This is a genomic window from Micromonospora sp. CA-269861 (assembly GCF_050948505.1).
Taxonomy (GTDB): domain Bacteria; phylum Actinomycetota; class Actinomycetes; order Mycobacteriales; family Micromonosporaceae; genus Micromonospora.
This window is the reverse complement of the sequence record NZ_CP192014.1, coordinates 5,130,248-5,154,716: the sequence shown is the minus strand read 5'-3', so window position 1 is coordinate 5,154,716 and position 24,469 is coordinate 5,130,248. Positions and strand designations below refer to the sequence as shown.

Sequence of the window (24,469 nt, the reverse complement as noted above, 5' to 3'; positions counted from 1 at the left end):
GCGCGAGACTACACGTCCCAGCCAGTGGACGGTGTGATCAATCTCGGGTGGCCGTGTGGCCCCGGCCCTAACGTAGACTCAATAGACCCACGGGCCGACGTCGTCCCCACCATGAATAAACCTGAGTGACGACAGGAGGCCCGGTGGCTCAGCCGTACGCGGACACAGAACAGCCGCACCCGCACAGCCCGCAGGCGTCCCCGACGCCCCACCCCCGTCCGACCGCCCAGGGCCTCTACGACCCAGCGCAGGAGCACGACGCCTGCGGCGTGGCCTTCGTGGCGGACCTGCACGGCCGGCGTTCACACTCGGTCGTCGCGAACGGGCTCGGCGCGCTCTGTCGGCTGGACCACCGGGGCGCCCGTGGCGCGGAGCCGAACACCGGCGACGGCGCCGGCATCATGATCCAGGTGCCCGACGCGTTCCTGCGCGCGGTGGCCGACGTCGCGCTTCCCCCGGCCGGCGAGTACGCCACCGGGCTGGTCTTCCTGCCCGACGACGACGCCGCCGAGGCGCGTGCCCGCCGGGTGGTCGAGAAGTACGCGCTGGTCGAGGGCGCTGACCTGCTCGGCTGGCGGGATGTGCCGGTCGACCCGAGCGACCTGGGCGAGACCGCCCTGGCGGCGATGCCCCGGGTCCGGCAGCTCTTCCTGGCCGCGCACCGCCTGACCGACGCGCCCGAGGGACCGGCCGGCTCCCCGCTGCACGGCATCGAGCTGGACCGGGTGGCGTTCTGTCTGCGTAAGCAGGCCGAACGGGAGACCGCCGAGCGGGGTGTCCCGGCGTACTTCCCGTCGCTGTCCAGCCGCACGATGGTCTACAAGGGCATGCTCACGCCCGACCAGTTGCCGGCGTTCTACCCGGACCTGCGCGACGAGCGGGTGGACAGCGCCATCGCGCTTGTGCACTCCCGCTTCTCCACCAACACCTTCCCGTCCTGGCCGCTGGCGCACCCGTACCGGTTCATCGCCCACAACGGCGAGATCAACACGATCCGGGGCAACCGCAACTGGATGCAGGCCCGCGAGGCGCTGCTGCGCTCGCCGAACGTGCCGGGCAACATCCGGCGGGTCTTCCCGGTGTGCACTCCCGCCGCCTCCGACTCGGCGAACTTCGACGAGGTCCTGGAGCTGCTGCACCTGGCCGGGCGGAGCCTGCCGCACGCGGTGCTCATGATGATCCCCGAGGCCTGGGAGAACGACCCGGGGATGGACCCGGCCAAGCGCGCCTTCTACCGGTTCCACGCCAGCCTGATGGAGCCGTGGGACGGCCCGGCGTCGGTGGCCTTCACCGACGGCGAGATCGTCGGCGCGGTGCTGGACCGTAACGGGCTGCGCCCGGGGCGCTGGTGGCAGACCGACGACGGGCTCGTGGTGCTCGGCTCCGAGGCGGGCGTGCTCGACCTCGACCCGGCCCACGTGGTCGCCAAGGGGCGACTCCAGCCGGGCCGGATGTTCCTGGTCGACACCGTCGCCGGGCGGATCGTGCACGACGAGGAGATCAAGTCCGAGTTGGCCGCCGCCCAGCCGTACGGCGAGTGGCTGCACGCCGGGCTGATCGAGCTGAACGACCTGCCGGCCCGCGAGCACACCGTCTACACGCACGACTCGGTGCGCCGCCGGCAGCAGACCTTCGGCTACACCGAGGAGGAGCTGAAGATCCTGCTCGGGCCGATGGCCCGCACCGGGGCCGAGCCGCTCGGCTCGATGGGTACGGACACCCCGATCGCGCCGTTGTCCACCCGGCCGCGGCTGCTCTACGACTACTTCCACCAGCTCTTCGCCCAGGTCACCAACCCGCCGCTGGACGCCATCCGCGAGGAGCTGGTGACCAGCCTGGCGTCGACCATCGGGCCGGAGGGCAACCTGCTCGACCCGGGTCCCGCGAGCTGCCGGCAGATCGTGCTTCCGCACCCGATCATCGACAACGATGAGCTGGCGAAGATCCTCTCCATCGACGAGGACGGCGATCTGCCCGGCTTCAAGGCGGTCCGGGTCTCCGGGCTGTACCGGATCCGGGAGGGCGCCGCCGGGATCAAGGCACGGCTGACCGAGATCTGCCGGCACGTCTCCGAGGCGATCGAGGACGGCGTCCGCATCCTGGTGCTCTCCGACCGGGACTCCAACGCCGACCTGGCGCCGATCCCGTCGCTGCTGCTCACGGCCGCCGTGCACCAGCACCTGGTCCGCGAGCAGACGCGTACGCAGGCGGCGCTGATCGTCGAGTCCGGCGACTGCCGGGAGGTGCACCACGCGGCGGTGCTGATCGGCTACGGCGCGGCGGCGGTCAACCCGTACCTGGCGTTCGAGTCGGTCGAGGACATGATCCACACCGGCGCGCTGGCCGGTGTGGAGCCCGCCGCCGCGGTGCGCAACTACGCGAAGGCGCTCGGCAAGGGCGTCCTGAAGATCATGTCCAAGATGGGCATCTCGACGGTCTCGTCGTACTGCGGGGCGCAGGTCTTCGAGGCGGTCGGCCTGGACAGCCGGCTGGTCGAGCGCTACTTCCGGGGCACCCCCAGCCGCATCGGCGGGGTGAGTCTCGTGGGCGTGCACACCGAGGTGGCCGCCCGGCACGCGCTGGCCTGGCCACCGGCCGGCACCGCCGTCTCCGACCGGTTGGAGGTCGGTGGGGAATACCAGTGGCGTCGCGAGGGTGAGCTGCACCTGTTCAACCCGGAGACGGTCTTCCTGCTGCAACACGCCACCCGCACCCGGCAGTACGACGTCTTCCGGCAGTACACAGCCAAGGTCGATGCGCTGGCCGCGCAGGCCGGCTCGCTGCGCGGGTTGTTCACCCTGCGTACCGGGGTCCGCCCGGCGGTGCCGATCGAGGAGGTCGAGCCGGCCACCGAGATCGTCAAGCGGTTCGCCACCGGCGCCATGTCGTACGGGTCGATCTCGGCCGAGGCGCACGAGACGCTCGCCATCGCCATGAACCGCCTCGGCGGCAAGTCCAACACCGGTGAGGGCGGCGAGGACGTCGAGCGGCTGCACGATCCGGCCCGCCGTTCGGCGGTCAAGCAGATCGCCAGCGGCCGGTTCGGTGTGACGAGCGAATACCTGGTCAACGCCGACGACCTGCAGATCAAGATGGCCCAGGGCGCCAAGCCGGGTGAGGGTGGTCAGCTACCCGGCAACAAGGTCTGGCCGTGGATCGCCCGGACCCGGCACGCCACGCCCGGGGTGGGTCTGATCTCCCCGCCGCCGCACCACGACATCTACTCCATTGAGGACCTCGCCCAGCTGGTGCACGACCTGAAGTGCGTCAACCCGGCGGCCCGGGTGCACGTCAAGCTGGTCAGCGAGGTCGGTGTCGGCACCGTCGCCGCCGGGGTGGCGAAGCTCAAGGCGGACGTCATCCTGATCTCCGGCCACGACGGGGGCACGGGTGCCTCCCCGATGAACTCGCTCAAGCACGCCGGCACCCCGTGGGAGCTGGGGCTGGCCGAGGCGCAGCAGACGCTGCTGCTCAACAAGCTGCGCGACCGGGTCACAGTGCAGGTCGACGGCCAGCTCAAGACCGGCCGGGACGTGCTGATCGCGGCGCTGCTCGGTGCGGAGGAGTTCGGCTTCGCGACCGCGCCGCTGATCGTCGAGGGCTGCGTGATGATGCGGGTCTGCCACCTGGACACCTGCCCGGTCGGCATCGCCACCCAGAACCCGGTGCTGCGGGAGCGTTTCACCGGCAAGCCGGAGTTCGTGGAGAACTTCTTCCTCTTCCTCGCCGAGGAGGTCCGGGGTTACCTGGCCGAGTTGGGCTTCCGGTCGATCGAGGAGGCGATCGGGCAGTCCGAGCTGCTCGACGTGGCCCCTGCGGTGACGCACTGGAAGGCGCACGGGTTGGACCTGGCGCCCGTCCTGCACCTGCCGGAGCTGCCCGCCGGTGCGGCGCGACGCGGGGTCCGCGCGCAGGATCACGGCCTTGAGCAGGCGCTCGACAACGAGCTGATCGCGTTGGCCCGTCCGGCTCTGGCTGATGGCGCTCCGGTGCGGGTCGAGGTGGCGGTGCGCAACGAGCACCGCAGCGTCGGCGCGATGCTCGGCGGTGAGGTGACCCGTCGCTTCGGCGGCGCCGGCCTCCCCGAGGACACCATCGAGTTCGTGCTGCACGGCACGGCTGGGCAGTCGTTCGGCGCGTTCCTGCCGCGCGGGGTGACCCTGCGCCTGCACGGCGACGCCAACGACTACGTGGGCAAGGGCCTCTCCGGGGGACGGCTCATCGTCCGCCCGGACGCCGCCGCGCCGTTCCTCGACCCGGACGCAGAGCCGGGGCAGCGGGCCGAGGATCAGATCATCGCCGGCAACACCATCCTGTACGGGGCCACGGCGGGCGAGGTCTTCCTCCGCGGCCGGGTGGGGGAGCGGTTCGCGGTGCGCAACTCCGGCGCGATCGCCGTGGTCGAGGGCGTCGGCGACCACGGCTGCGAGTACATGACCGGCGGCACGGTGGTGGTGCTCGGCGCGACCGGCCGGAACTTCGCGGCCGGCATGTCCGGCGGCACCGCCTTCGTGCACCACCTGGACCGAGCCCGGGTCAACGCGGAGCTTGTCGACCTGATGCCGCTCGGCGAGCAGGAGCAGTCGCTCCTGCACGAGCTGGTCCAACGGCACGTAGCCGAGACCGGCTCAGCGGTCGCCGAGGAGCTGCTCAAGCGGTGGCCGGAGGCGGTTGCCGAGTTCACCGCTGTGGTACCCCGCGACTACCGCCGGGTGCTGGAGATCATGCGGGCCGCCGAAGCAGCCGGCCGCGACGTCGACGACGCGGTGATGGGCGCGCTCAGCGCGCCCGCCGCGCCGGTGCCGCCCGCCCCGCGGGTGGCTGCCCAGGAGGTGGCACGTGCCTGACCCGAACGGTTTCCTGCGCTACGACCGGCGGTTGCCGGCCCGCCGTCCGGTGCCGGTGCGGATCAGCGACTGGCGGGAGGTGTACCCGCCGGCCGGCGAGGAACTGGTCCGTGAGCAGGCCACGCGATGCATGGACTGCGGCATCCCGTTCTGCCACGACGGCTGCCCGCTGGGCAATCGCATCCCGGACTGGAACGACCTGGTGCGTACCGGCAACTGGGACGCCGCTGTGGAGTCGCTGCACGCCACCAACAACTTCCCGGAGTTCACCGGCCGGCTCTGCCCGGCGCCCTGTGAGGCGGCGTGCGTACTCGGCATCTCGGGCGGTCAACCGGTGACCATCAAGCAGGTCGAGGTGGAGATCGCCGACGCCGCCGCGGCGCGTGGTTTCACCCCCCGCCCGGTGCCGGCGCCAACGGGCCGGTCGGTCGCCGTCGTCGGTTCCGGGCCCGCCGGCCTCGCCGCCGCCCAGCAGTTGGCCCGCGCCGGTCACGCGGTGACTGTGTACGAACGCGACGACGCGATCGGGGGCCTGCTCCGGTACGGCATCCCCGACTTCAAGTTGGAGAAGCGGCACATCGATGCCCGGTTGGCCCAGCTCACCGCCGAGGGGGTGCGCTTCCGCACCGGTGTGAACGTCGGGGTGGACGTCACCGCCGAGCAGTTGCGCGCCGAGCACGACGCGGTGTTGCTGGCCGCTGGGGCGTTGCAGGGCCGGGACACCCCGGAGACCCCGGGGCGGGCGCTTCGGGGCGTACACCAAGCGATGGCGCACCTGGTCGCGGCGAATCGCGCGGTCGCCACTGCGGCCACCGACCAGGCCGGCGTGGTGGCCACCGGCGAGCGTCGGCTGCCGCAGGCGGTGCTGCCGGACGGCACCCCGATCGACGCGGCCGGCAAGCACGTGGTGATCATCGGTGGCGGTGACACGGCGGCCGACTGTCTCGGTGTCGCGCACCGCCAGGGCGCCGCGGGCGTGCACCAGCTCGACCTGTACCCGCAGCCGCCGCAGGAGCGTGACGAGGCACGGGACCCGTGGCCGACCTGGCCGTGGGTGCTGCGCAGCTACCCGGCGCACGAGGAGGGCGGCGAGCGCGTCTTCGCCGTGGCGGTGCAGGAGTTCGTGGACGACGGCACCGGCCAGGTGCGGGCGGTGCGGATCGCCGAGGTGACAGTGGAGAAGCGCGACGGTCGGCGGGTCGTCACCGTGGTGCCGGGCTCCGAGCGGGAGTTGCCGGCCGATCTGGTGCTGCTGGCGATCGGCTTCGAGGGCACCGAGCAGCAGCCGCTGCTGGCCCAGTTCGGCGTGGCCCGCAACCCTCGGGGCGCCATCGACGCCCGAGACGACTGGCAGACCGACGCCGACGGGGTGTTCGTGGCCGGTGACATGCACCGGGGCGCCTCACTGATCGTCTGGGCCATCGCCGAGGGGCGGGCGGCCGCCGCCGCCATTCACGGCTATCTGGGCGGTGTCGGCGCGCTGCCGGCCCCGGTGGGCCCGGCCGCCCAGGCTCTCGCCGCTCGCTGAGCTGCGGGTGTCCGGTCGGCGCGGCGGTTCTGCTGCCGCGTCGACCGGACATTCCCGCTGGTGAAGCCGCTCACAAACATGGGCAAAAAGGTTTAAGTCGGCAAGACTTGTCGGCTGCCGAACCGCGCCGCGATCGGCCTGAATGATCATGCCGCCGATCGCTGGAGGTTCGTCGTGGCCACGGGTGCCACCTTCGCCGCGCTGCGCCACCGCAACTACCGGATCTGGGCGCTCGCCGGCTTCGTCTCCGTCATCGGCACCTGGATGCAGGTCCTCGGGGTCAACTGGTACGTCCTGAAGGAGACCGGCTCGGCGACGTCCATGGGCTTCGCCGTGCTGCTCCAGGCGGCGCCCACGCTGCTGCTCAGCGTCTGGGGCGGCGTCCTGGCCGACCGTCTGCCGGCCCGCCCGTTGCTGATCGCCGCCCAGGGCGCCCACGCGGCGCTCGCCGCCGGACTGGCGGCGGTCGCCCTGACCGGGTTCGGCGGCCTGCCGCTGATCTTCGCGATCTCCCTGGCCACCGGTGCCGTCTCGGCGATCGAAGGCCCGGTGATGGGGCGTTGGGCGTCCAGCCTCGTCGACCGGGAGACGCTGGGCAACGCCCTGGCGCTCGGTTCGCTCACCAACTCCGCCGGCCGCATCCTCGGCATGAGCCTCGGTGCCGTGGTGGTGGCCGCCGTCGGCCCCGCACTGCTCTTCGGCATCAACGCGGCAAGCTTCGGCGCCGTGGTGGTGGCGCTGTTCGCCGTACGCCCGGGAGCCATGCCCGGCCTCCCGGTCCCGGACGCCGGATCGAACCGGGGCGGTGTCCGGGCCGGGTTCGCCTACCTGCGGGGGCAGCCGGTGCTGCTCCTCGCGCTCGCCCTGGCGTTCGTGCTCGGCAGCCTGGGCCGCAACTACCAGGTGACAATGGCCGCGATGAGCGACGGTCCGCTGGACGCCGGCGCATCCGGGTACGGCCTGCTGTCGACCGTGTTCGCGGTCGGAACGGTGGTGGGTGCGCTCGTCGCGGCCCGGCAGCGATCCCTCGGCTACCGGACCCTCGTCGTCGCGGGCCTGCTCGCCAGCGCGTTGCAGATCGTCGCCGGCCTCGCCCCCGGCACCTGGAGCTTCGCCGCGGTGATCCTGCCGATCGCCGCCGCCGCGGTGGTCATCGACACCACAGTCGGCACCCGCGCCCAACTCGACACCGACGGCGCGATGCGGGGTCGGGTGCTCGCCGCCCTGGCGGTCACCGGCTCGGTCTCCGCCGCGGTCGGCGCCCCGCTGCTCGGCTGGCTCGCCGAACACGCCGGCCCCCGGCAGACGCTCGTCCTCGCCGGCTCGGCCGCGGCGATCGCCACGGCGGCGGCGGGCGTCGCCCTGGACCGCCAGCGCGGCCGCGCGACGACCCTCGCGCTTGTCGTCCCGCGGCCTCGCCATCCGGTACGACGAGCGGCGTTCCGGGCCGCCCGCATCGTCCGGCCCACCGGGGCGGTCTGTGTCATCGCGCCCGCCGAAGCCGGCGTGGCTCGACCGGAGTCGGGCCGACTCAGGGAGTTGGCCACCGCCGGGCCGGTGGCCAACCGCTGAGACAGCTGTCACCCCCGGCAGCCTGCTTCCAGGGCAGGACGACACGAAGATCATCGTTACGCTGCGATCATGGAGATCGAGGAGCGGCTACGGCGGACCCGCCGGTGGCTGTGGATCGTGCTGATCGGGCTCTTCCTGAGCGGTGTCACCGCGTTCCCGCTGGAGATCGAGGTGCGCTGGCTGCTTCGCCTGCTGGACCCGTTGGCCGGCCAACTGCCCGCGCTGGTCGCCTGGGTCGAGCGGGTGCACACCGGGCTCGTGACAGCAGGTGAGGACTACCCGTTCCTGCTCTACGGCACCGACTGGCTGGCCTTCGCCCACCTGGTGCTGGCGGTGGCGTTCTGGGGGCCGCTGCGCGATCCGGTGCGCAACGTCTGGGTGGTGCAGGTTGGCATGATCGCTTGCGCGGGCATCGTTCCGCTGGCGCTGATCTGCGGCCCGATCCGTGACATCCCCTGGTTCTGGACGCTCGTGGACCTGTCCTTCGCGGTCGGGGCGTTCCCGCCGCTCTGGTTCGCGTACCGGCACATCCGCGCCGTGGAGGCGAGCACTGCGTCTTCCTGAAGCCGGAGCCAGGATCCGCGCAACAACAGGGAAAGTGGTGCCTCGGGTGCTGCGGAGGCACCTGCATCCCTGAAGTTGCGCGGATCTTGAGCCCGGTCGGGAGTCCTAGTGGGACATCAGGTGGTGCGACTCGCGGATCTTGGCCCAGGACTTCGGCTCGGTCGGCGGGGCGGCCTTACGGGCGGCGCTGGCCACGTCGGGTCGGCCGGCGGTGAACAGCCAGGTGGTGAACAGGTCGTCCAGGTCCAGCCCGGAGATCCGCTCGGCCAGCGCCTGGAACTGCTCGATGGTGCCGTTGCCGTACCGGTGCTCGGCGGTCCAGGTCGGCAGGATCTCGAAGAACGCGTCGTCACCGACGGCCAGCCGTAGCTGGTGCAGGGTCATCGCGCCCCGGTCGTAGACGGCGTCGTCGAAGACCCGAGCGGCACCAGGGTCGCCGGGCAGCACCTGCCAGAAGTCGTCGTCGGCCGGGTAGCTGGCGTAGGTGAAGTCGAAGACCTCCTGCGCGGTGCCCTCGCCCTGCTCCTCCGACCAGAGCCACTCGGCGTACGAGGCGAAGCCCTCGTTGAGCCAGATGTTGCGCCAGTCGGCCACCGAGACCGAGTCGCCGAACCACTGGTGGGCCAGCTCGTGCGTCACCACGTACGTGTTGGCGCCGCGTCGCCAGAAGCCCGGCCCGTACACCGGTCGGGTCTGCGTCTCCAGGGCGAAGCCAATGCCGTCCACCGGCCCGGCCACGCCGCCCTGCGCCTCGAACGGGTACGGCCCGAAGATCCCGCTCTCCCAGTCGACGATCTCGGCGGTCCGCTCGATGCTGGCCCGCGCGGCCGGCCCCAGTGCGCCCAGCGAGGTGCTGTACGCGTTGATCACCGGCTGGCCGCTCGGGGTGGTGTCGGTGACGATGTCGTACTGACCGATGGCCATGAAGGCCAGGTAGGTGGCAGTGGGGGAGGTGGTCCGCCAGATCCACCGGGTGCGGTTGCCGGCCTCGGCCAGCGGCGGCCTCGGCTGCACGCCGTTGCTGATCACCTCGACGCCGGTGGGCACCGACACCGAGATGTCGTAGGTGGCCTTGTCCAGCGGGTGGTCGTTGCTCGGGAACCACCACCACGCCGACTCGGGCTCGTTGACGGCGAGGGCGCCGTCGTCGGTACGCGTCCAGCCGGTGTAACCGCCGACCAGGGTCTCCGACGGGACACCTGAGTAGCGCACGACGATGGTGAGCTGCTGACCCCTGGTCACCGTACGGGCCGGGGTCACCACCAACTCGTGTGTGCCCGCGGTGCTGGTGGTCGCCGCCCAGCCGTTGACCCGGACCGACTCGACGTCGAGCAGAAAGTCCAGATTGAACGTCGAGAGGTCCTGTGTGGCGGTGGCGAGGATGGTGGTGGTGCCGGTGAGCAGGTCGGTGGCCGGTTCGTAGCGCAGCCGGACGTCGTAGTGCTCGACGTCGTAGCCGCCGTTGCCGTAGTCGGGGAAGTAACTGTCGCCCAGTCCGGGCGCGCCGGGTTGCGGCGCGGCGGAGACGACAGGACGGCCCCAGGCCGTCGGCGCGGCCTGGCCGGGGGTGCCGGCGAGCATGGTGCCGGCGGTGGTGAGGGTCAGGGCGGTGGTGGCCGCCGTGAGGACTCGTCGCACGGGGTGGACTCCCTCCATCGGGTGTTCGCCACGCCAACCTAATCGACAACTGTGAACGTCGCCGGCCCGCCACACCCATGGTCGGCTACCGGCCTCTGGCGCGCCTTGCGCCGCAAGGTCACACTGAGTTGATCGGAGGTGACGCGTGCGGCGCTCGGAGTTGCCCAAGCGGGAGTTGATCGGCCCACGGCAGTCAACCGCCGGTCGAGAGCGGCTGCCGGCCGGCGGACTGGAGTTGTTCGCGCTGCTCGCCCGGCTGCTGCGGCGACCCCGCCGCGGTGACCGCCGGCTGCCGCTGCTGTGGCTGGTCCGCTCCGACACCGCGGATCTGATGGTGCCGCTGCGCCGGTTCCTCGGCCAGGGCCCCCGGCGGCGGGTCCCGCACGCCGTGCTGGACGCCGACATGCCGCCGGGTGCGGGGGACGTGCCGGCCCTGCTGCGTGAGCTGCACCGGCAGCTCTCCCTGGAGGCCTTCGGCGCCGCTCGACTCCGCTTCCGGCACTACCCGCTCGCCGACTGGCTGATGCAGCAGAGCCTGAGCTTGGGCATCGACGCCGACGACAGCCGCGCTGCCCTGGTCCGCCGGCTGCGCGACCGCAAGGGCCCGCGTACGCCGGAGGCGTTGCCCTCCGGCGGCGACGCGGTCAGCATCGTCTCGCAGGTGCTGCTCTGGCTGGTCCGTCGTGCCGTGCCGGGGGTGGTCTTCCGGGCTGCCGTCTCCGGTCGGGTGCCGGTACTCGGTCGCCACTACAACTGGTTCATGCGCCAGCAGTATCTGGCGCCCCGGCAGTCGGTCACCTTCCTCGGTTTCGCCGAGCGCCTCACCGCCGGCTGGCGCGACGGGGAGCAACCCGACCAGGTCAACAAGCTGCTGCTGCACGCGTTCCTGGAGGATCTGCGGCAGGCGTACCGGCGTCGGCCGTGGCGTCCGTCGGACTGGCGGCGCACCGCGTACCCGGCGCTGCTGCTCGATCACGTCGCCCCCCGGCAACGTCGGCGGGGAACTGGTCCGCCTGATCGGCGACGTCCGCACCGAGACCGGCCGCAACGACCCGCTGCTCATCGTCGCGTCCGGTGCGCAACCCCCACCGGCCCTGCCCGAACCGCACCCGTTGACCGAGGCCGACGAGGCGTACGACGAGTGGGCCGAGGCGCTGCCGGAGATGCGGCGGCTGCGCCGACCGGCCACCTGGCTGGTGGCGTTGCGTCCCGACGAGACCGACACCGGCCCACCGTCGCGTGGCGGCCTGCGGCCCTTCTCCGCGCCCGACCCGCCGTGGTGGTCACGGCGCTTCCTGCCGGCGGCGCTGTGTCTGGTGCTGGTGGCGTCGCTCGGCCTCTGGGCGGCCAGCCGGTGGGGGCTGGGCTGCCACCCCTCGCTCACCGGCCAGGTCTCGGTCGAGGTGGTCGGCAGCGGCGAGTGTGTCGGCTACAGCGACAGCGCCGCACAGGTGTTCAACAACGACCCCGGTCAGGACCGGCTGCGCACCGTCCAACAGCGCATCTTCGCGCAGAACCGCGCCGCCGAGGAGGTCTGGCAGCGCAGCGACCGACGTCGGCCCTTCCTCACCCTTGTCTACCTGGGCACCCTGACCGGCAACCGCACCCGCGCGGACGAGGAGTCGTACGTCTCCGAGCGCGAGGAGCTCGAAGGGATGGCCACCGCCCAGTACGCGTTGCTGAAGGAGTCGGCAGGCGCCGACGGTGCCGCGCTGCTGCGGATCGTGGTGGCCAACGGTGGCCGGCAGATGATCTACGCCGACCGGGCCGTGGCGATGCTGGCCGAGCTGGCCCGGGACGACCCCACGGTGCTCGGGGTGGTCGGGCTGGTGGAGAGCCGGACCAGCACCGCCCGCGCGCTGCGCGAGCTGAACCAGGTCGGGCTGCCGGTGCTGGCGCCCACCCTCTCCGCCGACAAGATGGACGCCAACTCCCGCCTCTACCTGCAGATCTCCGCGCCGAACACGGATCAGGTGAAGCTTGTCGACGCGTACGCCACACAGGTGCTGAAGGTCAACGAGGCGCACGTCTTCTACACCACCCTGGAGGGCAGCTCGCTCACCGAGGACCTCTACGTGGGCACCCTCGTCGACGGGCTCCGACAACGGTTCGGTTCCCGGATCACCCGTCTCGACGAGTGGCGCACCGGGCAGCGGCTGACCGACGAGTGCGGCTACCCCGGGCTGCTCTTCTACGCGGGCCGCTGGTCGGAGTTCGACGGTTTCCTGCGGGCGCTGCGCGAGTGCGGCGGCAACCCGCCCCGACACCTCGTCGCCGACGACTCGGCCAACCGGTACATGGCCAACCCGGGCCTGCGCGCCGCCGCGCCCGGCAACCTGCCCGTCACGTACGTCTCGAAGGCGGCCCTGGCCACCTGCGCGGCGCTGCGGGCCGCCCAGGACCGGCGCGACGACGCGCGGGCCAGCTTCCTGTCCTGGATCCAGGCCGACGACCTGCTGGACCCGCCGCGCTGCCGGCCGGGCTCCGCGGAGGAACAGGTCGGCGAGCGCGTCAGCCTCGCCTACGACGCGGCGATGATGCTGGTCCGGGCGGTGGAGAGCCTCGCCGCCCGGCTGCACCACGCCGATCCGCGGCAACGCTGGGAGCCGGATTCGGTCAACCCGGTGGGCGTGCACGCGGAGGTGCTCCGGCAGAACGCCGGTCAGGGCTACCCGGGGGTGGCGGGGCTGATCCGGTTCACGCCCGACTCGGGGGAGCCGGTCGACAAGCGGCTGGCCCTGATGCGGGTGGAGCAGGTGCCCGACGTGGCGAGGGCACCGGTGGAGGTGTTCCGCTGCGGGGTGGCTGACGCCTCCGGCCCGGCGGTGTGCGGCCCCGCCTGACCGGTCCGGCGTGACACGTCCTCGCAGGACTGTCCGGGTGCCGTCGGTGTCCGTTAGGGTTCCTGGGACCAGGCGGTCGTCGGCGTTGGGGGCAGAGGGTGGGCAGGCTCGCGTCGGCGTACGGGCAGGCGGTCAACTCCCACCGGGCGGCCCGGGCGCATCTGGACACCGCCCGCGGCGTCCTGGGGGCGGCACCGACAGTCGTCGCGCCGGGCGGCGCCAACGACCTCGTGGCCCACCTCGCCCGCCTCGGCGGCGCCCTGGCCACCCCCGCCCCCGGCGTCACGCCGCTGACTGACGAGCCGGCCGCGGTGCGGATCGGCGAGGCGTCCACAGCGGACGGCGGCTTTCCGGTGCTGGTCCCCTCGGCGGCGGCCACCACCTGGCCCTCGACACCGACGCTCGGGACCCGCAGGTCGCCGGGCTGCTGCGGGCGCTGGTGCTGCGGCTGGTCGCCACCGCGCCACCGGGTCAGGTCCGCGTCGCCGGCATCGACACCGCCGCGCTCGGCGCCACCTTCGGCCCGTTGCGCCCACTGCTCGACGCCGGGGTGCTCGATCCGTCGGCCACCGGTGAGGCCGAGGTGGCCGCGCTGCTGGACGCCGCCGAGCAGCACGCCCGCGCCGCGCAGCACGGCACGCCCGCCGCCCGTCGCCTGCTGGTGGTGGTCGCCACCGCCGCGCCGCCGCCGCGCGAGCTGGCCCGGCTCGCCGCGCTCACCCACGCCGGCCCGGCCGCCGCCGTGCGTGCTGCTCGCCGGCCACCCGTCCCGGCTGCCCGGCGAGACCGCGCCGCCGCTGGGCGGCACCACAGCGGTCCGACTCAACCAGGGGTACGCGCACGTCGGCGACCCGCCCGGCACCCCGTTCAGCGCCGACGGCAGCGGGCTCGCCGCACCCGTCCTGCTCGACGGCGACCCGCCGCCCGCCTCGGTACGCGCGCTCGCCGAACACCTCGGTGCCGCCACCCGTCGCGCCGACGCGTTGCCCTTCACCGACCTGCTGCCCGAACAGCGCTGGGCCGAGTCCGCCGGCAACGGTCTGCGTACGGTGATCGGCCGGGCCGCCGGCGGCGGGTCGACGGCGGCCCTCGACACCGCGCTGACGCTCGCCTTCGACGACGCCACCCCGCACTGGCTGGTCGGCGGGCGCACCGGCGCCGGCAAGACCGTCTTCCTGCTCGACGTCCTCTACGGGCTGGCCGCCCGCTACTCGCCTGCCGAGTTGCAGCTCTACCTGCTCGACTTCAAGGAGGGCGTGAGCTTCACCGAGTTCGTGCCCACCGGTCGGGACCCGTCCTGGCTGCCGCACGCCCGTGCCGTCGGCATCGAGTCCGACCGCGAGTACGGTCTCGCGGTGCTGCGCGAGCTGCGCCGGGAGGCACAGCGCAGGGCAACCGCCCTCAAGCGGCACGGCGTCACCAAGCTCGCCGACCTGCCCCGGGACAATCCGCTGCCGCGCATCGTGACGGTCATCGACGAGTTCCACGTGCTGCTCGCCGGCAACGACGCGCTGGCCCGCGAGTCCGTCGACCTGCTGGAGGAGTTGGCCCGCAAGGGCCGCTCGTACGGCATCCACCTGGTGCTCGCCAGCCAGAGCATGACCGGCATCGAAGCCCTCTACGGGCGGGCCGAGGCGATCTTCGGGCAGTTCGCGTTGCGGGTGGCGCTGCCCGGCGGTGGCGGGGTCCTCGACCAGCTCAACGACGCCGCCGCGGCCCTGCCGATCGGCTCCGCCGTGGTCAACACCGCCGCCGGCGCGGTTGGGGCCGACTCCGTGCTGCGCTTCCCCGACGCGCACGCCGCCGCTGCGGACCTCGCCGCCCTGCGCCACGAGCTGTGGCAGGCCCGCCCGCCGGGCTCGCGGGCACCAGCGGTCTTCAAGGGGTACGAAGCCGCACGGATCGAGGACGACCCCACGTTCGCCGGGCTGCGCCCCGGTGGTCGACGCCCGATGGCCCTGGTCGGCCGAACCGTCGACGTGCACGGCACCACCGCACTGTTCCTGATGGACACCACCCCCGGCCGGCACCTCGCCGTGGTGGGCACCGCACCGACAGGCGCGGACGTGCTGCGCGCCGCGACACTCAGCCTGGCCCGCCAGCACACCCCCGGCGACGCGCGGTTCCACATTGCCTGCCTGGTCGACGTCGCCGACCCGGTCGCCGACGACACCGACACGCTGCTGCGGGCCGCCGGCCACCCGGTGCAGCGCCTCGACGCGGCCGGGCTGCGCGACCGGATCGCCGCGCTGGCCGCCGAGCCCACCGGCCGCGAATACCTTGTGGTGTTCGGCATGGACGCCGCCGCACCCGTCCTCGGGGCCGCTGACCCCGGCACCTTCCGTTCCGGCCTGGACGACCTGCGTACCGTCCTGCGCCAGGGCCCCGGGCAGGGCGTGCACCTGCTCGGCTGGTGGCGGGGGCTCCGCCGGCTCGCCGACGACCTCGGCGGCACCCAGAACCGCGACGACGTCGCCTGCCTGGTCGCGCTCAACGTGCCCGGCGCCGAGCTGGCCCTGCACCTCGGAGCGCACGACCTGACCTACACGCCCCGCCCCGACCGGGCGCTGCTGATCGACAGGCACGACCAGCGCACCCGGCTGATCGTCCCGTTCGTCGGCGACGGGCACGACCCGGACGGGGAGCGGTGACAGTGTCCTTCGAGGAGTACGCGGCGCTGGCCCGACAACTCTCCGCGCAGCACCGTGCCGGGGAACAGCACGCCGCCGCCGAGTCCGCGCGCCGCCGTGACCTGCACGCCGCCGTCGACTATCTCCAGCAGCGGTTGACCGCCCAGGGGCAGCGCCTCGACCAGCTCGGCCGAGCCATCGGCGTCGACCAGCCACCCACCGCCCCTGCCCCGGGTCCGGAGCGTCCGGGCGAGGGTGCCTCCTGGCCCGGCCCACCATCCGGCGCCGCCCCGTCCACCGCTGCGGGGCCCGGCTCTTCCGCCGTCGCGGGGTCCGGTTCGGCCTTCGCTGCTGGGGCTGGGCCGGCTTCCGGTGCCGGGTCCGGCCCGTCCGCTGCTGGTGCCGGCTACCCGTCCGCCGCACCCGGATCGGGGGACGGGGAAGCCGCCGGCGCAGCCGGCGCGCCGGGGCGGTCGGGGGTCGGGGCGTACCCCCAGTTGCCGGCGGGGAGGCGCGGCTGGCACTGCCGACGGCGGTGAGCCCGGCGGGCGCCGGGGTGCCGGCGCAGCGCGCGGCGGCGGCCGACCCGGCGGTGGAGCTGGAGCTGGCCCGGCGGATGGCCGACGAGGCCGACCGGCACGGGCAGCAGGCGGAGTTGCTGGCCCAGCGGCCCGCGCTGCTGCCGACGTGGTCGCCGCTGGCGCGGGCGGTCGCCGTCTACGCCGGGTGCGGGGCCGCCGCCGGGGTGCTCGTGCTGATGCTGGTACTCGCCTCCGGGGTCGGCCTGGTCGACGGCTTCACCCTCGGTGCGTGGGTCTGCGCGGGGCTGCCGGCGGTGGCGTTCTTCGGCGGGTACCTGGTGCTGGGCCGGTGGGGGCGGCCCGCGATGGTCGCCGGCACCCCGCCCCGGTACCTGCCGCTCGGGTTCCTGATCTGCTTCCTGGTGGTGCCGATGGCCTACTGCGCCTACCTGCTGCTGGTCCGCGGCCTGCGCTGACCCCGGCCCAGTCCGTTCCGGGCATGATCCACCGGCGCTCCACTGTGTTCGCCTCGGTGCCGTAGTCTCGCGCCCCGAGCGCAGTCGGCACGCAATCCGCTTGCCGAGGCTCTGGATCGTCACGCCTCGACGTCCCATAAGCGGTAGGTCGAAAGGTTGGTCAGGGAATTGCAGGGATACACGTCCACCCAGGTTGAGCCGATGTCGGCAGAAGGCGGGGTTGCCGTTCCGCCGCCGGTCAACGCCGATGTGGCGACGCCTCGCGCCGAGCAGGAGCCGGGGCTGTCGGTCGTCTCCGCGACGCAGCAGGCCGGCCCGGGCGCGGTGGTTGCGGGTTTCGGGCTGATCGCCGTCGGCGCTGTCGCCGGCTGGGCGATCTGGCGCAGCGGGGCCTCCGCGGCGAAGATCCAGCCCGAGGACACCACTGGCGTCTTCCTCACCCTGCTGGTCTTCGCCGCGGCGGTCGAGCGGATCCTGGAGCCGTTCTCACGGTGGCTGCCAGGGCGCGCCGCCGAGGCCGCGTTGTCCCGCACGGTGACCGACGTGAACAGCCGGGCCGACGGCCTCACCGAGACTAACCGCGAGGCGGTCGCCGTGGCCACCGCCAAGGTCGCGCGGGCGAAGGCGAACCGCACCATCGTCGCGTGGGGTCTCGCCAGCGGCTTGGCCACCGTGGCGTCCAGTGCCGGCGGGTTCTACGTGCTGCACGCGGTCGCGGGCGGCGACTGGAACGGAGTGGCGGTCTGGGTCGACGCCGTCGTGACAGGTGTGATGGTCGGCAGCGGCACCAAGCCGTTGCACGACCTGATCACCCGGGCGCAGAACGGCCCGCCGTCGCCGTAGTTGGCCTGTCCCGGCCTGTCCCGGCCTGTCCCGGCCTGTCCCGGCCTGTCCCGGCCTGTCCCGGCCTGTCCCGGCCTGTCCCGGCCTGTCCCGGCCCGTCTTGGTCCGAGGCCGGCCATGATCCACTCGGTTTCATTGAAGTCGGGGTATCCGTGCCAGTGGGATACCCCGACTTCAGCTATCTCGTGTCGAGCTCCCGCCCTGTTGCGTTCACCGCCGGTCGGATACGGCTGTGGCGCCTACCTGCTGGGGATCGATTGGCAGGGCAGACCTGGGAGACAGCAATGCCCGCCACAGCGAAGTGGGCGCTGATCGCCGACGGCATCCGCGCTCCAATCTCGTGGCGTCGCTCCAGATCTTGGACACTTTCCGTCAGCTCCTAACGGAAAGTGTCCAAGATCTGGAGCGCCATCCGGATCCGGTCGGGGCTCGTCGGCAAACTCCGTCGGAACCGCTCGCTTGGGTCGGTCTCTGCCCACGAGGTGACGCGGGAGCGAGCGACCGGTCGCGCTGGGTGCGCGAATCTCGTACGCTCCCATGTGGTCTCCGCCGGTGCGGTGGTGGAGGCGGTGGTCGACCACGGGGAGGTGCGCGTGAGCGCAGCACAGATCATCGCGAGGCTGGCGGCGGCGTCGCAGAAGCTGGACGAGGCGAAGGCCAAGACCGCAGCGGCAGCACAGGACGCCGCCGAGGCGCGAGCGCTCGTCGCCGGTGCGCTGGAAGGCGTGGCCGCCGGTCCGCTGGTCGGCATGATCGATTCGTACCGTCAGGCGCTCGCGCAGGCGTCCCAGGGTGGCGACCCGGCCAAGCAGCACGTGCAGGAGACAATTGCCAAGGTCCGAGCGCTGGGAAACTGACCACGGGTGGTGGCAGCACAATCCACCAACCACCCGCGGTGGCGAAACCAGGCATCAGGTCTGCGGTCCCTCGACAACTCCATAGCCCGAACCGGGACCAGGCGGCGCCGCCGGCCCCGCGCCGCCAGCACCTCAGCAGCGAGTCAATCGGGTGGTGGACCTCCGCTACGGCTGCGGCATACGCGAGCTTCCAGGAATTCTTGCCGGCGGCCGTCAAGGCGGTTGCCGGTACTCTGCTGGCTGCTGCTGCCGCAGCCGGATCTTTCAAGGCGTGGAGAGCGAAGCACCGAGACGGAGGGCCCGGCCGTGAAGATCAATGAGCAGGTGGAAGCTCTGGTCAGAGCTGTCCTTGATGCTGCTGTGCACCGTGATTCCGACAGGTTCGACAGTGCTTTCAATGCCTTGGGCGCCAGCCAAGCGACGTTGACCAAGGCAGTCGAGCTGACGCTGGCCGTGAACGCCGCCGTTCTGTTCGAGGTCCACGATGGTCTGCCTTCGACCCACGAGATCAACGAACTCTCGCGCAACATCGGTCATCAGGAGCGATGGGCCGAAGTCTCGGCAGCCGATGTGCATGCCGTCCTGTCTGCGGTGACGACGGGCAATCCACCGCGACTCGCTAGCACTGCGGGCGGCCTGAGTGCTGTGTTCGTGGTCGCAGCCAATCTCCTCGCCACAGCCTCTCAGCCCGACGAGGGGGAGTGGTGGTTCAACTACCTGGACAAGGTGGAGGCCGCGATTGAGGCAGCCGGGTGAGGGGCCTCCGGCTCAGCGGGTGACGCGGACGGTGTTGTTGAAGTCCAGGTAGTCGCAGTATTCCTGTTCGCACAGTTCAAAGTGGCCGCTGGCCAGGGCGACGCCCCGGTTGAAGGCGTAGCCGCCCGCTTCCGCGAACACCCGCCCCGTCACGACCTGGGGCTCGCCCGAGCAGCGTAGCGGCGCCCAGCCCGTTCCGTACGCCACGTGGTCGCCCGACCGCTGCCGGAGGACCAGCTCCGACGTGCCGGACATGCCGGCCTGGCAGGTGACGGTGAGGGTGAGGTCCACGGCGACGCCTCGTGCGACAAGGGTCCCGGAGGTGACTTCGACGCTGCTCGCCGCGCTTGCCGGCGTCGGCGCCAGCAGGACGGAGAGCGACAGTCCGAGCAGTGCGATGGCGGTGATGATGCGGCGCACGACGGTCCTCCTTGCCGGAGTGGGGTGCTTACCTGCCGTCACACTAGCGTCCCCCGGCACTCACCGGGATCGATCGGTGGCGCGTTCGATGACGACGACCGGGATCTCGCGGTCGGTCTCCTTGGCGTAGCGGGCGTACGTCGGGAAGACCTTCGTCATCACCGGCCACAGCCGGACCCGCTCCTCGCCGGTCGCGGTCCGGGCCCGGCCGGCGATCCGCTCTGCGCCGACCTGGATCTCCACCGCCGGGTCGGCGGCCAGGTTCAGGTACCAGGCGGGGTGCCTGGCCGCGCCGCCGTTCGAGGCCACCAGCAGATAGTTGTCGCCGTCGCGTCCGTACATCAGGGCCGTGCGGCGCAGCGTGCCCGATCGGCGTCCGCGCGTGGTGAGAAGCAGCGAGGGTACGCCGTGGAAGGTGCCCCCGTCAGCGCCGTCCGTCTGTACGTAGCGCCGGATGTGGCTGGCGACCCAGCCGACCGGACTGTCCCCAATCGTCTCGTGCCGTCCCGCCGCTGTCATGGGACGAGCCTAGCCACGCGACGTGCCCGGGCGCGGCCCGGCCGGCATCGCTGTCGGGCCGGCATCGCGGTCCGGCGACATGGCGGCCCAGCTCACCAGGCGGGGCCCGGCTCACATCGCGGCAGTCGTTACGAGGCCAGCAGGTCGAACAGGCCACCGACGACGAAGAGTCCGGCCGCCACCCACCGGAGGAGGTGCAGTGGTCGGGTCTGGTCGAGCAGTCGGCCGTAGCCGGACAGTAGGGCGCCCCAGACGCGGAAGGGCGCTGCTGCCGCCAGGAGCCGTAGGCTCGGGAAGTAGGTAATCGTGGCGACCACGCTCAGCGCGAGGCCGGCGTAGGTCCAGGGCGCACCCCGGTTCGTGATGCCGACGCCGAGGACGAAGATGCCGCCGACCGCGCCGAACGCGCCGAGCACGAGCAGTAAGCCGTTGTCGGACCGTTCCAGGTCCTGGATCAGGTCCCGTTCGTCAGCCGGCAACTGGCTGGCGATCAGTGCGTTGGTGCGGCGCACCGCGTAGTCCTGCTGTTGCGGACACACGTCGGCTTCGTGCCGACTGCCGCAGGTGTGCGCATCGAGGATCGCGGCCATGACCTGACTGTGGAAGTCGCGGTAGCTGGCAAGCGCCATGGTGAGGCCCACGGGCACGGCATCCGGAAGGTTTCCGACAAGACGCACGCGGGTGACGACGAGCCCGGGCGAGGCCGCCGTGGTGGTCCGTACGAGGTCATCGCGGATGGTGGCCTGAAGTTTCAGCAGCCGACGAACCCGGCGCTTGCGCCGCATCCGGCCCAACGGCCTGCCGGCATGCTCAACGGCCGCCGCTCCCCACTGTCGCAGCTTCTTCGGGTCGGGCAGGTCCAGAACGACTGTGAGTCCGGCCAGGTAGAGCATCGACTTGCCCATGCGACCCCAGAAGACCATGGCCAGACCGAAAAGCTCCAGGTTCTCCGTGGGCCTACCCGCGAACCACGCGTCGACGACGTCGCCCAAGCCCCACATCTAAGACTCCGACCGATAGCGACAGCTAAGAACAGGTCGATGGTGGCAGGTGGGGTAAAGCGAGCGAACGGTCAGGCGCGCGAGCGCGGCAGGCAGCACTTCTTGTACTTGGCGCCGGACCCGCACCAGCAGGTGTCGTTGCGGCCGGGCGGCCAGGCGGTCACGCCGGCCTCGTCGAGGCTGTCGGCGTACTCGTCGAGGGTTTCCTCGCTGGTGGGGTCGTTGCCGGTGCGTTCGGCGAAGGCCGCCAGGCCCGCGGCCGTGCCGACGACCACCCCCAGGTCGGCGCCGCCCATCCCGGATGCGTCGACGAGGGCGCGTTCGAGCTGGGCGCGGTGCTCGTCCCAGGTGGCGGGGTAGCTGTCGACCAGCGCCGGCCAGCGCAGCAGCAGCGCGTCGAACTCCGCCTGCGGCCAGAACAGCAGCGTGGCCGGGCCGTCGTCGAGGGCGTCGAGCGCGTGGGTGCTCGCGGCGCGCAGCCGGTCGGCGAGGTTGTCGTACTCGTCGTGGGGGAGGCCCTGCTCTTCGCGCAGGTCGTGCCGCTGCTGGGCCAGGCCGTAGATCATGGCCGCGGCCTCGTCCTGGGCGTCCTCGGAGTCGTGCTGCTGGGTGCGGGTCCGCTCCAGGATGGCGTCCAGCGCACCGGTCAGCCACTCCAACGCCGTCTCGGCGTGGTCGGACTCCACCAGCTCGTCGATCAGGTACGTGGCCGCCGGGTCGGTCTCCAGCAGCGGACGCAGGGAGGTCAGTTCGGTCATGCCTTCGTCGGTACGCCCAACGCGCAGCAGCAGTCCGCCGCGCACCGCCCGGGCGTACGCGTTGTCGTCCGGCTGTTCGGCGATGGCGCGGGTGGCCAGGGTGAGCGCGTCGGCCAGGTCGCCGGCCTGCTCCAGGATGTCCACGGCGACCAGCAGGGCGTACCCGGTGTCGTCGGGGTTGGCGACGCGCCCCTCGTCGACCGCGTCCACCAGTTCGGCGACGAGCGCGGCCGGGTCCGGGCTGTCGGGGCCCAGTGCGCCGATCTCTTCGATGCGGTCGGCGGTCAGCAAGTCGGACATGGGCGCATCCTGAGGAATGACGGACAAGGAGCGGCCAGCGTACTCCGGAGTGCGCCGCAGCCCGGGCGGCGAACCGCCCGGGCTGCGACACGAACCCTCAGCGGGTCGCTGGCATGGTGGCGAACTCGCCGGCTAGCTCCGACTCGACGATCGTCGTGGCGGACGGCCGGCGACCGGCCGACGCCCGCCGGGCGGACGGGACGGCGAGGGCCGCGAGCGCGGCGGCCAGGGCGATCGCCGTGAGGACGAGAAACCCCATCGTGAAGCCGGCCTCCCGGGGCAGGCCGTTGGCCTGCGGGTTCGCGGTGATCACGCCGCTGACCACGGCCGCGCCGATCGCGCCGCCGATGGTGCGGATGTTGGCGTTCATGCCGGTCGCCACGCCGGTCTGGCTGGCCGGCACGCTGGCGACGATCAGGTTGGCCATCGACGCGAATGCCAGGCCGATGCCGAGGCCGACCAGGCCGCCGGCGATGGCGACCTCCCAGCGGGTGTCGTGCGCGGTGGCGAGCATCGCGGAGGCGGCCACGTTGAACACGGCACCGGTGGCGAGCTGCGCCTTGGCGCTGAAGACGGCCTGGAGCCGGCCGGCGATGAGGCCGGCGACGAACATCGCGACGAGCATCGGCAGCATGAGCAGACCGGCCTGGCTGATGCTGGCGCCGAAGCCGTAGCCGGCGATGGTCGGGGTCTGCACGAACTGGGGGAGGAACGCGTACACGGAGAACATCGACGCGCCGTAGAGCAGGGCCACCAGGTTGGTGGTCCAGACGCCGGGCAGGCGCATCATCCGCATGTCGATCAGCGGGTTGGTCGAGCGGACCTCGGCGACCAGCCAACCGGCCAGCAGCACCACGGCGAGGGCCAGCAGGCCGAGCACCCGGGTGGAGGTCCAGCCCCACGTGGCGCCCTGGCTGATCGGCAGCAGCAGCGCGACCAGCCAGCCGGAGAGCAGCAGTGTGGCGCGCCAGTCGATGCGACCGGGGGTACGGACCGGCGACTCGGGCACGAACAGGTGCGCGGCCACGGCGGTCAGCCCGACCACGACCATCGGGATCCAGAACAGCCAGCGGTAGTCGAGCGTGCTGACGATCGGGCCGGCCAGCACGATGCCCAGGCCACCGCCGACGGCGACGATCGCCGAGATGGCGGCCACCGCGCTGGAGACCCGCGCGGCCGGGAACTCGTCCCTGATGATGCCGAACGACAGCGGGAAGACCGCGCCGCCGATGCCCTGGACGACCCGGGCGAGGATGAGGACGCCGATGTTCGGCGCGATGGCGGCCAGCAGGCAGCCGAGGGCGAGGGCGGCGAGCGAGACGACGAGCATCCGCTCCTTGCCGACCATGTCGCCGACGCGTCCGAGGATCGGCGTGAAGATCGACGCGCTGAGCAGGTAGGCGGTCAGGACCCAGGTCACGGTGTTCTGGGAGGTGTGCAGGTCCTGCTGGATGGTCGGCAGCACCGGGGTGATCAGCGACTGGAGCATCGCGAAGAACCCGGCGCCGGCCGCGAGCACGGTGAAGGTGAGCCGACGCGAGCTGCGTCGGGAGGTCACTGCCACGAGAGAAAACTCCCTGATTACGTACGGGAATGAGGGCACGTCGCCCGTCGTCTGTGACGGGATGTCTGTCGGGATCCGGGCGATCGGGGTGGCCAGGCGGCGATCGGGCGGGTCCCGAGGTAAGGTAACCGGAGGCAGGCCTCCGGGATTCCGGAGGGGTGCCTCCACTAAGCTAGCGGAGGGTTCCCTCCGGATGCAACCAGGGTGAGGTGACGCACGTCATGACCAGCGCGGGGCAGGTGCCCGAGGTCTTCGCCCAGCGGCCCAAGCGGGCCGACGCGCGGCGTAACTACGACGCCCTGATCACGGCGGCACGCGAGGCGTTCGCCGAGAACGGCGCCGCCGCCTCCCTGGAGGACGTGGCCCGGCGGGCCGGGGTGGGCATCGGCACGCTCTACCGCAACTTCCCGACCCGTCGGCACCTCTTCGAGGCCGTCTACGTCGAGGAGGTCCGGGCGCTGTGCCACTCCGCCGAGGATCTGGCCGAGCTGCCACCCTGGGATGCGCTCGTCGCCTGGCTGCACCGCTTCGTCGCGTACGTCGCCACCAAGCGGGCGCTCGCCGAGCAGTTGCTGCACGACTCCGAGATCTTCGCCAGCTGCCGGACGGAGATCTTCTCCGCCGGTGAGCCGCTGATGCGTCGCGCCCAGACCGCCGGCGTGGTCCGTGACGACATCGGCTTCGACGACGTGGTGCGGCTGATCAGTGGCCTCACCATGGCCCAGTTCCCGTCACCCGAGCAGCGCGACCGGGTGCTCGGCGTGGCCCTGGACGGCCTGCGCCCACCAGCCGCGCCGCGCTGACGCCGCCGGCCGCGCCTTGCTGACGTCGC

General features: G+C 72.3%; 18 protein-coding genes and 1 pseudogene. 12 read left to right on the top strand and 7 right to left on the bottom strand.

All coding sequences use genetic code 11. From position 1 onward, the window contains the following. Positions 1 to 143 precede the first annotated feature (143 nt). The 4 genes from gltB (at position 144) to ACQP0U_RS23415 (ending at position 8,511) form a co-directional block, all read left to right on the top strand. Entirely contained in the window at positions 144 to 4,847 is a 4,704-nt protein-coding gene (gene gltB, locus ACQP0U_RS23430; protein WP_433310781.1) for a glutamate synthase large subunit, read from the top strand. Continuing rightward, positions 4,840 to 6,375 (top strand): glutamate synthase subunit beta, encoded by a 1,536-nt coding sequence (locus ACQP0U_RS23425; protein WP_433310778.1) that lies wholly within the window; start codon positions 4,840 to 4,842, stop codon positions 6,373 to 6,375. The genes gltB and ACQP0U_RS23425 overlap by 8 nt, the downstream gene beginning before the upstream one ends. A 174-nt stretch (positions 6,376 to 6,549) precedes the next feature. Continuing rightward, positions 6,550 to 7,947, top strand: a complete 1,398-nt coding sequence (locus tag ACQP0U_RS23420) for an MFS transporter (protein ID WP_433310775.1) — start codon at positions 6,550 to 6,552, stop codon at positions 7,945 to 7,947. Positions 7,948 to 8,016: 69 nt separating this feature from the next. Next, complete coding sequence (locus ACQP0U_RS23415; RefSeq protein ID WP_433310772.1) at positions 8,017 to 8,511, top strand: hypothetical protein; 495 nt, start codon at positions 8,017 to 8,019, stop codon at positions 8,509 to 8,511. A gap of 105 nt (positions 8,512 to 8,616) precedes the next feature. On the opposite strand, the gene ACQP0U_RS23410 is transcribed toward ACQP0U_RS23415, so the two are convergent. Together ACQP0U_RS23410 and ACQP0U_RS23405 are read right to left on the bottom strand one after the other, a co-directional pair. After that, positions 8,617 to 10,149: a M1 family metallopeptidase gene (locus ACQP0U_RS23410; RefSeq protein WP_433310769.1), complete on the bottom strand. Its 1,533-nt coding sequence runs from the start codon at positions 10,147 to 10,149 to the stop codon at positions 8,617 to 8,619. A 193-nt stretch (positions 10,150 to 10,342) separates the two neighbouring features. Then, the gene (locus ACQP0U_RS23405) at positions 10,343 to 11,212 is read right to left on the bottom strand and encodes a hypothetical protein (protein ID WP_433310766.1); all 870 of its coding nucleotides are present in this window, start codon (positions 11,210 to 11,212) and stop codon (positions 10,343 to 10,345) included. A 49-nt stretch (positions 11,213 to 11,261) separates the two neighbouring features. Between ACQP0U_RS23405 and ACQP0U_RS23400 the strand changes: the two genes are divergently transcribed. The 7 genes and pseudogenes from ACQP0U_RS23400 (at position 11,262) to ACQP0U_RS23370 (ending at position 19,075) form a co-directional block, all read left to right on the top strand. Further along, positions 11,262 to 12,992: a hypothetical protein gene (locus ACQP0U_RS23400; protein WP_433310763.1), complete on the top strand. Its 1,731-nt coding sequence runs from the start codon at positions 11,262 to 11,264 to the stop codon at positions 12,990 to 12,992. 98 nt (positions 12,993 to 13,090) lie between these two features. Then, positions 13,091 to 15,643: pseudogene (locus ACQP0U_RS23395) on the top strand (FtsK/SpoIIIE domain-containing protein). Between the two features lie 2 nt (positions 15,644 to 15,645). Further along, the gene (locus ACQP0U_RS23390; RefSeq protein WP_433310761.1) at positions 15,646 to 16,161 is read left to right on the top strand and encodes a hypothetical protein; all 516 of its coding nucleotides are present in this window, start codon (positions 15,646 to 15,648) and stop codon (positions 16,159 to 16,161) included. Beyond that, on the top strand, positions 16,158 to 16,619 hold the full coding sequence (locus tag ACQP0U_RS23385; protein WP_433310759.1) for a hypothetical protein: 462 nt from the start codon (positions 16,158 to 16,160) through the stop codon (positions 16,617 to 16,619). The genes ACQP0U_RS23390 and ACQP0U_RS23385 overlap by 4 nt, the downstream gene beginning before the upstream one ends. A gap of 201 nt (positions 16,620 to 16,820) precedes the next feature. After that, complete coding sequence (locus ACQP0U_RS23380; RefSeq protein WP_433310756.1) at positions 16,821 to 17,462, top strand: hypothetical protein; 642 nt, start codon at positions 16,821 to 16,823, stop codon at positions 17,460 to 17,462. A gap of 593 nt (positions 17,463 to 18,055) precedes the next feature. Beyond that, the gene (locus ACQP0U_RS23375) at positions 18,056 to 18,319 is read left to right on the top strand and encodes a DUF6244 family protein (RefSeq protein WP_030489032.1); all 264 of its coding nucleotides are present in this window, start codon (positions 18,056 to 18,058) and stop codon (positions 18,317 to 18,319) included. Positions 18,320 to 18,625: 306 nt separating this feature from the next. Next, positions 18,626 to 19,075: a hypothetical protein gene (locus ACQP0U_RS23370; RefSeq protein WP_433310753.1), complete on the top strand. Its 450-nt coding sequence runs from the start codon at positions 18,626 to 18,628 to the stop codon at positions 19,073 to 19,075. Between the two features lie 12 nt (positions 19,076 to 19,087). Here the strand turns inward: ACQP0U_RS23370 and ACQP0U_RS23365 are convergent, their stop codons facing one another. The 5 genes from ACQP0U_RS23365 to ACQP0U_RS23345 form a co-directional block, all read right to left on the bottom strand. Further along, positions 19,088 to 19,495 (bottom strand): hypothetical protein, encoded by a 408-nt coding sequence (locus tag ACQP0U_RS23365; protein ID WP_433310751.1) that lies wholly within the window; start codon positions 19,493 to 19,495, stop codon positions 19,088 to 19,090. Between the two features lie 60 nt (positions 19,496 to 19,555). After that, positions 19,556 to 20,014 carry a nitroreductase family deazaflavin-dependent oxidoreductase gene (locus ACQP0U_RS23360; protein ID WP_433310748.1) on the bottom strand — a complete coding sequence of 153 codons (459 nt, stop codon included), beginning with the start codon at positions 20,012 to 20,014 and terminating at the stop codon, positions 19,556 to 19,558. Positions 20,015 to 20,142: 128 nt separating this feature from the next. Further along, positions 20,143 to 21,015, bottom strand: a complete 873-nt coding sequence (locus ACQP0U_RS23355; RefSeq protein WP_433310745.1) for a hypothetical protein — start codon at positions 21,013 to 21,015, stop codon at positions 20,143 to 20,145. 71 nt (positions 21,016 to 21,086) lie between these two features. Then, positions 21,087 to 22,073 (bottom strand): SEC-C metal-binding domain-containing protein, encoded by a 987-nt coding sequence (locus ACQP0U_RS23350; RefSeq protein WP_433310742.1) that lies wholly within the window; start codon positions 22,071 to 22,073, stop codon positions 21,087 to 21,089. A 97-nt stretch (positions 22,074 to 22,170) separates the two neighbouring features. After that, positions 22,171 to 23,637 carry an MFS transporter gene (locus ACQP0U_RS23345; protein ID WP_433310739.1) on the bottom strand — a complete coding sequence of 489 codons (1,467 nt, stop codon included), beginning with the start codon at positions 23,635 to 23,637 and terminating at the stop codon, positions 22,171 to 22,173. A gap of 221 nt (positions 23,638 to 23,858) precedes the next feature. Here ACQP0U_RS23345 and ACQP0U_RS23340 point away from each other — a divergent pair, with 221 nt between their 5' ends. Further along, on the top strand, positions 23,859 to 24,440 hold the full coding sequence (locus ACQP0U_RS23340; protein ID WP_433310736.1) for a TetR/AcrR family transcriptional regulator: 582 nt from the start codon (positions 23,859 to 23,861) through the stop codon (positions 24,438 to 24,440). Positions 24,441 to 24,469: the final 29 nt, after the last annotated feature.